This is a genomic window from [Pseudomonas] carboxydohydrogena (assembly GCF_029030725.1).
Lineage (GTDB): Bacteria > Pseudomonadota > Alphaproteobacteria > Rhizobiales > Xanthobacteraceae > Afipia > Afipia carboxydohydrogena.
Genome location: NZ_CP113162.1, coordinates 1963644 through 1976967, shown reverse-complemented (window position 1 = coordinate 1976967; position 13324 = coordinate 1963644). Strand labels below are relative to the sequence as shown.

11 protein-coding genes are annotated in these 13324 nt (G+C 63.6%); 4 read left to right on the top strand and 7 right to left on the bottom strand.

Annotated features, from left to right (window positions below; genetic code table 11):
* Positions 1-345 precede the first annotated feature (345 nt).
* Entirely contained in the window at positions 346-669 is a 324-nt protein-coding gene (locus AFIC_RS09545; RefSeq protein WP_275246002.1) for a hypothetical protein, read from the top strand.
* A 5-nt stretch (positions 670-674) separates the two neighbouring features.
* Here the strand turns inward: AFIC_RS09545 and AFIC_RS09540 are convergent, their stop codons facing one another.
* The 6 genes from AFIC_RS09540 to lptG form a co-directional block, all read right to left on the bottom strand.
* A complete protein-coding gene (locus AFIC_RS09540; RefSeq protein WP_275246001.1) occupies positions 675-1739 on the bottom strand; it encodes an alcohol dehydrogenase catalytic domain-containing protein in 1065 nt (354 codons plus the stop codon).
* 5 nt (positions 1740-1744) lie between these two features.
* A complete protein-coding gene (gene rsmA, locus AFIC_RS09535; protein ID WP_275246000.1) occupies positions 1745-2596 on the bottom strand; it encodes a 16S rRNA (adenine(1518)-N(6)/adenine(1519)-N(6))-dimethyltransferase RsmA in 852 nt (283 codons plus the stop codon).
* Entirely contained in the window at positions 2593-3603 is a 1011-nt protein-coding gene (gene pdxA, locus AFIC_RS09530; RefSeq protein WP_275245999.1) for a 4-hydroxythreonine-4-phosphate dehydrogenase PdxA, read from the bottom strand. Before pdxA ends, rsmA begins: the two co-directional genes overlap by 4 nt.
* 5 nt (positions 3604-3608) lie before the next feature.
* Positions 3609-4553 carry a SurA N-terminal domain-containing protein gene (locus tag AFIC_RS09525; protein WP_275248688.1) on the bottom strand — a complete coding sequence of 315 codons (945 nt, stop codon included), beginning with the start codon at positions 4551-4553 and terminating at the stop codon, positions 3609-3611.
* A 64-nt stretch (positions 4554-4617) separates the two neighbouring features.
* Positions 4618-7071 carry an LPS-assembly protein LptD gene (locus AFIC_RS09520; RefSeq protein WP_275245998.1) on the bottom strand — a complete coding sequence of 818 codons (2454 nt, stop codon included), beginning with the start codon at positions 7069-7071 and terminating at the stop codon, positions 4618-4620.
* A 50-nt stretch (positions 7072-7121) separates the two neighbouring features.
* Complete coding sequence (lptG, locus tag AFIC_RS09515) at positions 7122-8204, bottom strand: LPS export ABC transporter permease LptG (RefSeq protein WP_275245997.1); 1083 nt, start codon at positions 8202-8204, stop codon at positions 7122-7124.
* A 483-nt stretch (positions 8205-8687) separates the two neighbouring features.
* On the opposite strand from lptG, the gene AFIC_RS09510 reads away from it, so the two are divergent.
* The 3 genes from AFIC_RS09510 to AFIC_RS09500 all read left to right on the top strand — a co-directional run bounded on the left by AFIC_RS09510 (position 8688) and on the right by AFIC_RS09500 (position 11422).
* Positions 8688-10190: a leucyl aminopeptidase gene (locus AFIC_RS09510; protein ID WP_275245996.1), complete on the top strand. Its 1503-nt coding sequence runs from the start codon at positions 8688-8690 to the stop codon at positions 10188-10190.
* Between the two features lie 33 nt (positions 10191-10223).
* Positions 10224-10691, top strand: a complete 468-nt coding sequence (locus AFIC_RS09505) for a DNA polymerase III subunit chi (protein ID WP_275248687.1) — start codon at positions 10224-10226, stop codon at positions 10689-10691.
* Positions 10692-10882: 191 nt separating this feature from the next.
* Positions 10883-11422, top strand: a complete 540-nt coding sequence (locus AFIC_RS09500) for a hypothetical protein (RefSeq protein ID WP_420833320.1) — start codon at positions 10883-10885, stop codon at positions 11420-11422.
* Positions 11423-11428: 6 nt separating this feature from the next.
* Here the strand turns inward: AFIC_RS09500 and abc-f are convergent, their stop codons facing one another.
* Positions 11429-13288 carry a ribosomal protection-like ABC-F family protein gene (gene abc-f, locus AFIC_RS09495; protein ID WP_275245995.1) on the bottom strand — a complete coding sequence of 620 codons (1860 nt, stop codon included), beginning with the start codon at positions 13286-13288 and terminating at the stop codon, positions 11429-11431.
* Positions 13289-13324: the final 36 nt, after the last annotated feature.

Genomic DNA, 13324 nt, shown 5'->3' with positions numbered 1-13324 from the left:
GTTTGTCATGGTTCCCCCGCGTCGGATCGTGACGTCGTGCGCGGTGCGCGATGGGATCGTTGTCAACGAGATGGGCCGCAATGGGCCGCAAATGCGAAACGCATGAGACAAAATTGGGGCGGTGAAAATCCTCCGGGATCGCCACAATTCCGATTCTCTCGCCGAGAGCGCACAAGGTGAGTGAGCAGGGATGGAATAGGCCGGCTTCACGGTAAGCCCGTGAAGTCTTGCCTACGTATCAACACGGCATTCGCGCCGTGCAACCATGAAATTAAAATCGCATTAACCATGCGGCTTCGATGCTTCGCGTCATCGATCGGCTGACATCGGGAAGCGAGGATTGCCATGACTGGAGACTCTGCAAACGGCGCGGGCGTGTTGAACGAGGAGATCAAGGCGCTTCTGATTTTACTGTTGTTGAAGGGGGGTACGCCGTCCGACGAGATCGAGACGGCGCTGCGTCTTGCAGGCAGCCGTCCGGTGCATTCCAGTTCGCTCGAGCAGGAGGCCATGTGTCCGCTGGCCCGCGCGGCGGTGCTCGCGATGGCGCCGCCGGTAACGGTTGCACAGCGGCCGCAGGCACGACCGGCATCGTTGCAGCCCGTGGCGTCGGCGAAACAGATTTTCAGAAACGATCAATTGGCGCCGCTGCACGGTTACGCCGCGTAGGTGCTTCACACGTCATTGGTGAGAATGATCCGCCCGGTGACGTGACCCCGGCGCAGCTTGTCCATCCAGACGGCCGCTTCGTGCATCGGCGCTTCCTGCATCGGCACGGGTGCGATGCGCCCGCTGCGGGCGAGGTCGAGCAATTCGCGCGCCTCGGTAAGCGTGCCGGTCATGAAGCCTTCGATGCTCATGCGCTTGTGCACCCAGCTTATCGCAGGGACGCTGAAGGAGCCGCCGATCAGGCCGGAGACCACGATCTTGCCGCCGCGCGCGAGCGCGCCCATCGCGAATGCGAGCGAGTTTTCGCTCCCCGCGAAATCGACGATGACATCGAAGCCGCCGCCGCTTTCCTTCAGCATGCGGCGCGCAGTCTCCCGTGCCGCCGGATCGTAAGCCGTCGCAGCGCCTGCTTCGATCGCCGCGGCACGCGCGGCCTTGCTGAGGTCGGCGACCGCGATGGTCTCGATGCCCATCGCGCGGGCGATCGACAGTCCCATCAGCCCGACGCCGCCCATACCGATCAGCAGGAGGTTGCGGCGGCGCGGATGCATAGCGGCGCGCTTCATCGCGCCATAGGCGGTGAGGCCGGAACACATCAGAGCTGCGGCGAAGCTCGCGGGCAGCGGATCGTAGGACAGCAGATAGCGGCTGTCGGGCACGATGACATGGCTGGCGAAGCCGCCGTCGAGTGCCACGCCGAGATAGCGATTGCGCGCGCACAGGTTCTCGTCGCCATTGACGCAGTCGCGGCATGTGCCGCAGCCGATCCATGGAAATGCGACGCGCCGCTGTCCGATCAGATCGCGCGGCAGGTCAGGGCCGACAGCTTCGATGGCGCCGACGATCTCGTGGCCGAGCGTGAAGGGGAGTTTGATGCCGCGCGTGATGTCGATGCGCTGGCCATTTCCCGCGTCGAAGAAGCCGTCCTGCAAATGCAGGTCGGAATGGCACAGACCGCATTTCTCGACGCGCAGCAGCACCTCGCCGCCCTGCGGCACGGGGACATCCACAACGGTCTCGCACACGGGCGCTGCGAATTGCACGAGGGACTGGCGGTGCATCAGGGCCATAGAGATCAGGGTTGCTTGAGTTCGGACAGCCGATTGGCCATCGCGACGAAACCGGAGATCGGCACCGTCTCGGCGCGCCGTGTCGGATCGATTCCGGCGGCTTCGGTGAGCAGCGCGGGATCGACGCCGAGCGGCTTGAGACTCTGGCGCAGCATCTTGCGGCGCTGGTTGAAGGCGGCGGCGGCGACCTGTTCCAGCGCGCGGCGCGGGCAAGGCAGCGGCTTCGCTCTCGGGACGAGGCGCACCACGGATGACGTGACCTTCGGCGGCGGCACGAACGCACCGGGCGCGATATCGAACAGGATTTTCGTCTCCGCGCGCCAGTTGGCGAGCACGCCAAGGCGGCCATAGGCGTCGTCGTTTTCCTGCGCGACGATGCGCTCCGCCACCTCGCGCTGGAACATCAGCACCATCATGTCGAACCATGGCGGCCATGGGTCCGCCGTGAGCCAACCGGTGAGCAAGAGCGTTGCGATGTTGTAGGGCAAATTGGCGACGATTTTCGCGCGCGCGCCATTCAGCATCCTGGCGGGATCGAAGTCGATGGCGTCGCCATGCACGATCTCAAGGCGGCCGGGATAGTGCCGCGCGATATCCTCAAGTGCGGGGATCGCGCGGTCGTCGCGCTCCACCGCGATCACGCGTTTTGCGCCCGTGGCGAGCAAGGCCCGCGTCAGCCCGCCGGGGCCGGGACCGATCTCGATCACGGTTGCCTCGTCCAGCGGGCCTGCCGCGCGGGCGATCCGCGCCGTCAGATTGAGGTCGAACAGGAAATTCTGGCCGAGCGATTTGCGCGGGGCGAGATCGTATTTGCGGATGACCTCGCGCAGCGGCGGCAGATCGTCGATCTGGCTCATGATGCGGCGTTCGCGCGCGCCATGCGGGCGGCGAGACGCAGCGCCGCGATCAGGCTCGACGGGTTGGCGCGTCCGGTGCCCGCGATGTCGAACGCGGTGCCGTGATCGGGCGAGGTGCGGATGAAGGGAAGCCCGAGCGTGACGTTGACGCCGCTGTCGAACGCGAGCGTCTTGACCGGGATCAGTGCCTGGTCGTGATACATGCAGATCGCGCAATCGTAGGTCTTGCGCGCGGCTTCGTGAAACATGGTGTCGGCGGGCAAGGGGCCGCGCGCGTCGATACCCTCGCGCCGCAACTGTTCGACGGCGGGCGCGACGATGGCGTCGTCTTCCTTGCCGAGGGAACCGCCTTCGCCAGCATGCGGATTGAGTCCTGCGATGGCGAGGCGTGGCGCGCGCAGCTTCATCCGGTGCGTCATGTCGGCGACGACGATGCGCGCGGTCTCGACGATCATCCCGGTGGTGAGAGTATCAATCGCTTCACGCAGCGGCAGGTGGATCGTGACGGGTACGACGGCGAGCGTCTCGGACCAGATCATCATCACCGGCATCGGCACTTTGCCGTTCGCGGCCGCCAGTTCGGCGAGGAATTCGGTATGGCCGGGATGCTTGAAGCCCGCGCTGTAGAGCACGCTCTTGGCGATCGGGTTGGTCACGATCGCGGAGGCGATGCCCGCCTTCACATCCGCCACGGCCTGTTCGATGGAGGCGATCGCGGCCCACGCGCTGGTTGCGTCAGGCTGTCCGGGCGTGCCGGTGGCGGTATGTCCGGTCGGTGCGACGGGCAGGGCGCGCGCGAAAATTCCGGCAGCGTCCTGTGGCGATGTTTCGGCGATCTCGATTTGCGCGCCAAGCAGCGCGGCGCGGCGGCGGATCAGGTCGGCGTCGCCGGTCAGGTAAAACGGAGGAAGGTTATCGGCGTTACGCCTCAACCATGCGGCAATCGTGATGTCAGGCCCGATCCCGGAGGGCTCACCGATCGTGAGAGCAAGCGGGGCTTGGTGCATCGGCCTTATTTCTGCTTGTACTCGATCATCGCACCCTTGCGGAGGTCGTCGAGATAGGATTTCGACTTCGCTTCATATTTCTGGGCGAACAGCTTGTCGCGCGCCGCCCGCTTGGCGGGCGTATCTGCGGCGGTCACCTTGCGGTCGCACAACGCGACCATCTCGATGCCCTGCTTGGTGACTTCCGGCGGGGTCATCTTGCCGACCGGTGTTTTGTCGAGAAGCTCGCGCAAATTCGATGGCAGGTCGGCCGAGGTCTTGACGATGGTGTCGCGGATGCTGGCCTGACGCAGCGACTTGAATGTAGTGGCGGCTTCCGCACAACTCTGGACACGGTCGCGGATGATCTCGGCTTCCTTCTTGCGTTGCTCGACGACACCCGGGGACGAGCCGCGCGGGACGAAGATCACGACCGGGCGCAACTGGTACTCGTAGCTTTCCGTCTGTTCCGGCGATGTCGCATCCCCGGAGGCGGCGCGCACGTCGCGCTCGCCGACCATCAGGCTTTGCTTGTAGCGTCCGCGCACCAGTGCGCCCCAGGCGGTGTCGGCTTGCAGGCGCAGCTTCATGGTTTCGGGGCGGACGCCCTGTGCCGTGAGAACCTTGGCCAATTGGTCCGCGGACATGCCCATCCGCTGGCCCATGCCCGCAAAAGCGCCATCGACATCCGATGCGCTCAAATTGATTCCGAACTTCTTGGCCTCCTTGATCTTGAGGCGGTCGTCGATCAACTGCTGGATCACTTCCTGACGCGGCGCGGTCTTGCGTGTGGTCAGGGTGATGAGCCGCGAGCGCTGTTCGATGTCGTAGGTCGTGATCGGCTCGCCATTGACCATCACCACCACGGCTTGCGCTCGCGCGTGCGGCGTCGCTGCGAGAAGCGTCAGCAAGGTTGCGAGGGAAAGAGCGAGGCGGCTGGCAAAAACAGAGAGGAATGTCGCTTTCATCATCACATTGCTGTCGGTTTCACCACGGTCGGGCTGCACCGTAGACGTGCAATCGACCACAATTATGTCACGGGGTGGATGAGGAGACGTTCTGCGAAAGCGAGGTTCCGCCGATGGTACGCAAGCCAAGCTGGAACATCACGCGGTGATCGGTGACGGGCGCGATGCTGCCGATCGTCGTGTAGTTGTAGTCCGTCACGTAGTTGACGGCGAGCAGGAAGCAGTCGTCCACGTATCCTGCGCCCACGATGTACTGGTTCACCTTGCTGTTGGCGATGTCGTAGCGCAATCCGCCCGAGACCTGCCAGTTGGCGGCGAGCTTGAACGAACCGGTGCCGAGCAGGCCCTGACGCTCGGTCAGATAGCCGAGTTCAGGTTGTGGCGCATACTTGCCGTACAGGATGCTCGCCGACCAGCGATCGAAATTGGCGCGGCCTTCGGCTTCGAAACGCTTGATGTCCATCGTCGCTTCGTCGAGCCGGAAGCGCGTCGTCAGACTGAAGATCTTGTTGGGCGCGTAGGAGAGGCGGCCGACATAATCCGAGGCTGGCTTGTCGAGACCGGAATCGAGGCCGGTGTTGGTCAGGCTCTGCACCGTATAGGAGTTCAGGCCGTAAAGCTGGTAGGACTGGCCGAACAGCATGTTGACGGTACCGCCGCGATCGAATTGCGTCGTCGCCTGCACGCCGATGTTGGCGCGGCCGCCGCCCTCGACGCGATCCCAGCCGGAGAATTTGTTGACGCTGAACAGATTGGTGTCGTCGAAGGTGAGGCTCTGCGCGTCTTCGTTCGGCAACTGCCCGGCCTTCTGCTCGTTCGGGCGGATGATGACCTGCGCGATCGGCTCGATCGTCGTGGTGCCCCACGGCTGCACGTTGATGAACGGATAGCGATATTCGAGGCCGACCGCCGGCATCAGGCGGGCTTCCTGATAAGTACCGGGAGCGATGAAGTTGGAAACGCCGGGCTGATTGGCAACGCTGGCGTTGATCAAGTCACCGCGCAACGAGACGAACGGCGTGAAAATCTGGCCCCACGGATCGGTGAAGGACCGTCTCCACTGAGCTTCGCCTGACAAGCGGGTGTAATCCCCTGGTACGCCACGAAGAACGCAATTCGTTCGAGCGAGTGGATCTGCGTTCATGATGCAGGACGTCGGATTCGGCGTCCAATTCGTCTGCATCTGGGTCTGTGCGTTCTTCGAGATTGCGTCGAAGTTTGCTTCGCTGCGCGTCAGGTTGACGAAGTTGCCCTTGTAGCTGAACTCGCCGCCCAGCAGGTTGTGGCCGAGCACGTTGTTGTAGTCGACCACCGGCGCGACGATGGGAATCTGCTTCTGCACGTCGGCGGCGTTGAAGCCGTAGTAGTAGATCGAGCGAATGTCGAAATAGCTGCGGTTGCCGACGCCGGTGAGGTAGACCTGCGAGATGCCTTCGGTCGGCGTCAGCAGGAACGAGCCCAGCGGGTTCTTGTAGGGGCCGAGCTTGTAGTCGCTGAAGAAGCGGTTGTCGGTCGCAAGCACGGCGGTCCAGCCCGCGACCCATTTGTCGTTCAGCGCGAACTGACCGTTCGAATCGAGGCCGCCGCGCCAGTTGCGGTCGCCGACCTGCCCGGCATACGCGCTTGGGTCTTCCTGATGGATGCCGTAGCCGCGGATTTCATACGCGCCATTGACGAGACGCTGGCGGAAGTCGATCTGGCCGAGCACGCCCTGCCGCGTCGTGATGCGCGGCGAAATGGTCATGTCGTAGTTCGGCGCGATCGCCCAGTAGAACGGAATTTCCGCGCTGTAGCCGGTGTACGAGTTGTAGCCCGCCCACGGCATCAGGAAGCCGGTCTTGCGCTTCACGGTCGGATCGGGCGTCGAGAAATACGGCAGGTAGGCGAGCGGCTGGCCGAAGAACTCCACCTTCGCATCCTCGAAGTAGAGCATCTGCTCGGTCTTGTTGTGGATGATGCGCGCGGCCTTCACCTGCCACAACGGCGGACGTTCGGGATGATCGCGGCAGGGCGCGCAGGCGGTGTAGGTGCCGCTCTGGAAAATCGTGATGTCGCCATTGCTGCGATCGGCGCGCGCCGCCGACATCCGCGTCTCGTCGGGCGTGTTGAGGCGCAACGAATCGACGAAGCCGTCGCGATAGTCGTCGGACAGATCGAGCAGGTTGGCATTCACCACCTTGCCGTCGGCCTCGGTGAGGCGGACGTTGCCCTCGGCGTGAAGGCGCTTGGTCTTCTGGTCATAGATGACCTTGTCGGCTTCGAGCGTCGAGCCGTTGTAGTAGATCTGGACGTTGCCGACGGCGGCGACGCGATTGTTGTTGTAGTCGTAATTGATCTCGAGCGCCTTCACGAGCATCTGCCCGTTATTGGCATTCGGGTCCTTCGGCGGTTTCGGCACCGGCGGACGCTTGTTGTAGATGAAATTGTTGGTGGCCGCCGTGGCGGAACCGGGCAGGGCCAGCGCGCCCGCGCCGAGCATCAGGACGGCGGACATGACGAGGCGATAGCGGCGCAGCCTCATGCGCCGCCTGAACCCAGGCGTCCGTCCATGGAGGGCGGCAAAACCAGCCACTACCCGTCCTCCTGATGCAGCAAGGCCAAAAAGCCGGTCAGGCCGCCCACACAGACAGGCAGCCATGCGGCAGCGAGCGGATGCATCAACTCGGCCTTGCTTAAATCCTCAGTTACTTTCGACAGGACATAGAGCAGAAAGCCCGCTGCCACGCCACTTAAAACCATCTTTTGCACGCCGCCGAAGCGGAAGAACCGCAGGCTGACGGCGGCCGCGACGAGCACCATCGAGGCCAGCAAAAACGGCCTCGCGAGCAGCTTCTGGTACTGCAAACGGTACCCCGCTGTGGCCAGACCGGAGCTTGCCGAGGACTGGATGTACCCCGGAAGTTGCCAAAATGACACAGTTTCGGGCGTGGCAAAGCTGTTCCGGACCTGCGCGGGGGTGAGATTCGTTCTGAGCAGGAGGTTGTCCTGAATGACCGGCGCGGCGGTCATGGAATGGATTCGCGCGCCTCCGAGCCTCCATTCGCCGGGCTCCAGATTCGCGTCATTGGCGTCGATTCGGTCGCGGAAGCTGCCATCCGGGTTGAAGCGGAAGACGGTCACGCCGGAGAGCCGCGTGCCCTGATTCTGGGAAAGCGCCGCGCTGATGATGGACTGGCCTTCCGATGTCACCTGATTGATCCAGGACTGTTCGACGTTCTGGACGCCGCCGTTGGAAAACAGCTTCGCTTCCATCTCCTTGCTGCGTTCCTGCATCGCGGCCGAAATCGGATTGTAAACGACGGTCGCCAACACGCCCATGAGGAGGGCGGCGACCAGCGCGGGCGTGATGAACTGCCACGCCGAAATCCCGGCGGCGCGCGCCACAACCAGTTCGAGGCTTCGCGACAGCGCGAGGTAGCAGCTCATCGCGCCGATCAGGATGCAGAACGGCATCAGCTTTTCCAGCAGTTGCGGCACCCGGAACAGCGATGTTTCCGCCACCATGATCGCGGACGCGGTCGGAATGCTCGATGTCCGGCGCACCATTTCGATGTAGTCGACCAGAACCAGCAGCAGGAAAATGCCGAGGAACACCGCGAGCGAGGCGGTGATGAAACGTCTGGCGAAATAGCGGGCGAGCGTGGTGGTCAGCATGCGGCCGATGGCTCGTTTGCGGAATGCTGCGTCAGCGCGCGGGCCCGCCGCGCGCACGCCGCGCAACGACCGAAGGCCGGGTCCGGCATAACGGCCAGCCCCGCGCAGGCGATATCAATCGACGCCATCGAACTACAGTATCCCCAATGTCTCCAGGCGATGCCGGTCCGGACTGGCTGTGAGGCCAAATCCCCCTCGGGCCGGTATCGCCCGGCGTCATTATAACTCAACTATCCCGTTGATCCGCCGATAAAATGGCTGACCCAAGGCAGCGCGGGCGGAGTGGTTAACAAAACCTGCTTGCGTGGCTTTCGCGTCACGATTCGAGGTATCTCCGTCTGCAATCGTGATGCCGCAGCCTTCTCCATCCTTTGCAGGGCGGATGCGGAGGCGCATATAGTGATAATCCCGCCGCATAACACCGTGGTTCGATTCCGATCGACGTATCCGCGATCCGCACGTTCAAGTTTGGAGGATTTTCGTATGACCGACGCCGTCAAGGTCGGCTTTGTCCCGTTTTCGACCGCGCCGAAGGGCGTCCTCGTGGTTTTCACCGATGAATCGATGAAGTTCGGCCCCGCGAGCCGCAAATTGCTGGCGGGCGCGGAGGACTCCATCAAGCGCGCGGCGTCGGCGGCCGACTTTAAGGGCAAAAGCGGCGCGGCGCTCGATCTGCTTGCGCCTCAGGGGTTGAAGGTCGGTCGCCTGATCGTGGCCGGCACCGGCAAGGCCGGTTCGGTGAAGGATGAGGATTTCATCAAGCTCGGCGGCGCCGTGACCGGCAAGCTCGGATCGAATGCGAGCGCGGTAACGCTTGTCGCCGAATTGCCGGGCGGCGCGATGAAGCCGCATCAGGCGGCGGCTGTTGCTGCGGGCGCGCGGCTGCGCGGCTACAAGTTCGACCGCTACAAGACCAAAACGAAAGACAAGGACAAGGCGCTCGTCGCGCAGGTTTCGGTCGCCGTCGCCGATGTCGCGGCCACGCGCAAGGCATTTACGCGCGATGCCAACGTCGTCGATGGCGTTTTGCTCGCGCGAGAACTCGTCAACGAGCCGCCGAATGTGCTGTTTCCGGCCGAATTCGCGCGCCGCGCCGCGCAATTGCGCAAGCTCGGCGTCCAGGTCGAGATCCTCGACGTCAAGGCGATGGAGAAGCTCGGCATGGGCGCGCTGCTCGGCGTGTCGCAGGGCTCGTACCATGAAGGCCGCATGGTGGTGATGCGCTGGAACGGCGCCGCCAACAAATCCGACAAGCCAGTTGCCTTCGTCGGCAAGGGCGTGTGCTTCGATACCGGCGGCATCTCGATCAAGCCAGCAGGCAGCATGGAGGACATGAAGGGCGACATGGCGGGCGCGGCCTGCGTGGTTGGCCTGATGCATGCGCTCGCCGCACGCAAGGCGAAGGCCAATGTCGTCGGCGCGATCGGCCTTGTCGAGAACATGCCGGACGGCAACGCGCAGCGCCCCGGCGATATCGTCACCACGATGTCGGGCCAGACCATCGAAATCATCAACACCGATGCCGAAGGCCGCCTCGTGCTGGCGGACGTGCTGTGGTACGTCGCGCAGAAGTACAAGCCGAAATTCATGATCGATCTCGCGACCCTGACAGGCGCGATCATGGTCGCGCTCGGCACCGAATATGCGGGCCTGTTCTCCAACAACGATCAGTTGTCGGAGCGGCTGTCGAAATCCGGCGACGCCACCGGCGAGCGCGTCTGGCGCATGCCGCTCGGCCCCGAATACGACAAGCAGATCGATTCCAAATTCGCCGACATGAAGAACGCGGCCGGGCGCTGGGGCGGTTCGATCACCGCCGCTCAACTGTTGCAGCGCTTTGTCGATGACGTGCCATGGGCGCATCTCGACATCGCGGGCACCGGGATGGGCGCGCCGTCGAGCGACATCAACACGAGCTGGGGCTCGGGCTATGGCGTGCGTCTGCTCGATCATCTCGTCGCGGAGCATTACGAGGCGAAGCGCTAGCCGCCTGCGATCCAGCGCCGGAGTCCGATGACGATGACGGAAGTCCTGTTCTATCATTTGCAGGATATGAAGCTGGAAAACGTGCTGCCGCCGCTGCTCGAGAAATCGCTCGAGCGCGGCTGGCGCGTCGTCGTGCTGGCGGGCTCGGAGGAGCGCGCCGACATGCTCGATTCCCATCTGTGGACGTATCGCGACGATTCATTCCTGCCGCACGGCACATGGCGCGAAGCCGATGCGGCAAATCAGCCGGTGGTGCTGACGGTGAACGACGCCAATCCCAACAATGCGTCGGTGTGCTTTCTGGTCGATGGCGCGCCGGTGCCAGCGGATTGTTCGGCGTACCAGCGCGTCGTTCTGATCTTCAATGGCGATGACGACGAGGCGCTTGGTGCGGCGCGTGCGGCCTGGAGCGATTGCAAGGCGAGGGGATTCGAGCAGACTTACTGGCAGGCGGACGAGCGGGGCCGCTGGCAGCGCAAGGATTTGCGCGGCGGGGGTTAAGGATAGGTCCAGCTTTCTGTTTTGAGACTTGCGATTAGCCACCATGGTGCCGCAAAGTGATGGTGCAAGCGCCCGTGGGGACGGGTGATTGCCGTTTGCGGGATGAATTTGCCGCAGGCGGGTGATGATGGAACGTGGGGGTTCCAGTTTTGTGGTCGTGTGAATTGAACTGTTCTGTATCTCGATCCGTCGTGAAAGCGGCGCTGGCCGTGCTCGTCATCGCGCCGATGATGAGCGGTTGCGGCGGGACGCTGAGCGATTACTCAATCAAGGATCAGGAATGGTTCACCCGCCCCGGAAAGCTTTTCAATACCAAGTCGCTGTCGCTTGAGACGCCGCCGCTGCATGCGGACAAGCCGGTTTCGCCGGACGATCTGATCACCGCGGAGGGGGCATGTCCCGGCATGGCGCCTGCCGGCTTGCCGGCGGACGTCAATGCGCAGCAGCAGGGCGACCCTGCTGCGCCGCAGGCCGCCCCGGCATTGCCTGCGGGAGGCGTGATCGCGCTCGGTCATACCGAATGCGATGTGGCGCGCGCCGCCGGCACGCCCAACAACGTCAATATCGGAGCGAATGAGCGCGGCGAGCGCCAGACCGTGCTGACCTATACGCAGGGTCCGCGTCCGGGCATCTACACCTTTACCGCAGGACGCCTGTCCGCGATCGATGCGGTGCAGGCGCCGCCACCGCCGAAAAAACCGGCCAAGCCTGCCCGGAAGAAGCGCACGTAATTCGCTTTAACCGGCGCTCTCGTAGGACGCGCTGGCCTCCAGCCATTCTTCCTCGGCTTTTTTGAGCGCCGCTTCGGCGGCGGCGCGTGCCTTGGTGAGCTGGGTTGCCTGCTTCGGATCGCGCTGGAAAATATCGGGCAGAGCGAGCGCGGTATCGATCTTCTCAATGATGCCGCCGATGCGTTCGATCTCGGCTTCCGCGCTGGAGATTTTCTGTTTGAGCGAATTCTTCTCGACCTTGTTCCGCACGGGCTTTTCCGTCTCGCGCTCGGTGCGCGCCTGTGTGGGCGCGCGCGTGCCGCGCGAACTCAGAACGGAGCGGCGATATTCATCGAGATCGCCGTCATACGGTTTCACGGCGCGATCCGCCACCACCCACAATTGATCGGCGCAAGCCTCGATCAGATAGCGGTCGTGCGAGACCATGATGATCGCGCCGGGAAATTCGTTGATCGCTTCGGCGAGCGCGGCGCGGCTGTCGATATCGAGATGGTTGGTCGGCTCGTCGAGGATGATCATGTTCGGTGCGGCAAAGGTCGCAAGCCCGAGCAGCAGTCGCGCTTTCTCGCCGCCGGAGAGATTACTCACCTTGGTGTCGCCGGCCTTGCCGGAGAAACCGATCGCGCCGACGCGGGCGCGCACCTTCGTCTCCGTGGCATCGGGCATCAACCGTCGCAGATGATCGTAGGATGAGCCTTCGAGATCGAGTTCGTCGGTCTGGTGTTGCGCGAAATAGCCCACCGAGAGGTTTGCGGCGCGCACGATCTTGCCTGAGAACGGCGGCAGCTTGCCCGCGAGCAGTTTCACCAGCGTGGATTTGCCGTTGCCGTTGGAGCCGAGCAGGGCGATGCGGTCGTCATTGTCGATACGCAGCGTCACTTTTCGCAGCACCGGCTTGCCGGGCTCGTAGCCGACGCTGACATCGTCGACCGCGATGATCGGCGGCGACAGCAGCTTCTCGGGCGCGGGAAACGTGATCTCGCGCACGTCCTGCGTCACCAGCGCCGTGACCGGCTTCATCCGCTCCAGCATCTTGACGCGTGACTGCGCCTGTTTGGCTTTCGACGCCTTGGCCTTGAAGCGGTCCACGAAATCTTGCAGCCGCTTGCGCTCGTCCGCCTGCCGCTTGGCGTGCTTGGCATCGAGCATCTCGCGCGTGGCGCGTTGCTCCTCGAACGCCGAATAGCTGCCTTTGTAAAGCGTGAGCCTGCCATGATCGAGATGCAGGATCTGATCGACCGAGGTGTCAAGCAGATCTCGGTCATGGCTGATGACGATGACGGTGCGCGGATAGTTCGAGAGGTGATCCTCAAGCCACAACGTGCCTTCGAGATCGAGATAATTGGTCGGCTCGTCGAGCAGCAACAGATCGGGCGCGGCGAACAACGTCGCGGCGAGCGCCACGCGCATTCGCCAACCGCCGGAGAACTCCTGGCAGGCACGCAACTGGTCAGTGGCTGAAAAACCGAGGCCGCTCAGGATTGCGGCGGCGCGCGCGGGCGCGGAATGGGCCTCGATATCGACGAGCCGGGTCTGGATGTCGGCGATCCGTGCTGGATCGTGCGCGGTCTCAGCCTCTTGCAATAGCGCGTGGCGTTCGACGTCCGCTTTCAGAACGACATCGATCAGGCTTTCGGGTCCATCAGGCGCTTCCTGCGCGAGGCTGCCGATCCGCCAGCGCGGAGGGATGGAGATCGATCCGCTCTCCAGCGCAAGGTCGCCACGGATGGCGCGGAACAGCGTGGATTTGCCGACGCCGTTGCGGCCGACGAAACCGACGCGCGCACCCGGCACGATCTGGGCCGTGCTGTTTTCGATCAGCACGCGCCCGGCGATGCGGATGGAGATGTCCTGGATGGAAAGCATGCCGGGGTTCTCCCCGGAATGACGCGCGAGCGCAAG

What these genes read in the sequence shown, in the direction of transcription:
- AFIC_RS09545 (WP_275246002.1), top strand. Translation starts at nt 346, where the DNA reads ATGACTGGAGACTCTGCAAACGGCGCGGGCGTGTTGAACGAGGAGATC.
- AFIC_RS09540 (WP_275246001.1), bottom strand. Translation starts at nt 1,739, where the DNA reads ATGGCCCTGATGCACCGCCAGTCCCTCGTGCAATTCGCAGCGCCCGTG.
- rsmA (WP_275246000.1), bottom strand. Translation starts at nt 2,596, where the DNA reads ATGAGCCAGATCGACGATCTGCCGCCGCTGCGCGAGGTCATCCGCAAA.
- pdxA (WP_275245999.1), bottom strand. Translation starts at nt 3,603, where the DNA reads ATGCACCAAGCCCCGCTTGCTCTCACGATCGGTGAGCCCTCCGGGATC.
- AFIC_RS09525 (WP_275248688.1), bottom strand. Translation starts at nt 4,553, where the DNA reads ATGATGAAAGCGACATTCCTCTCTGTTTTTGCCAGCCGCCTCGCTCTT.
- AFIC_RS09520 (WP_275245998.1), bottom strand. Translation starts at nt 7,071, where the DNA reads ATGAGGCTGCGCCGCTATCGCCTCGTCATGTCCGCCGTCCTGATGCTC.
- lptG (WP_275245997.1), bottom strand. Translation starts at nt 8,204, where the DNA reads ATGCTGACCACCACGCTCGCCCGCTATTTCGCCAGACGTTTCATCACC.
- AFIC_RS09510 (WP_275245996.1), top strand. Translation starts at nt 8,688, where the DNA reads ATGACCGACGCCGTCAAGGTCGGCTTTGTCCCGTTTTCGACCGCGCCG.
- AFIC_RS09505 (WP_275248687.1), top strand. Translation starts at nt 10,224, where the DNA reads ATGACGGAAGTCCTGTTCTATCATTTGCAGGATATGAAGCTGGAAAAC.
- abc-f (WP_275245995.1), bottom strand. Translation starts at nt 13,288, where the DNA reads ATGCTTTCCATCCAGGACATCTCCATCCGCATCGCCGGGCGCGTGCTG.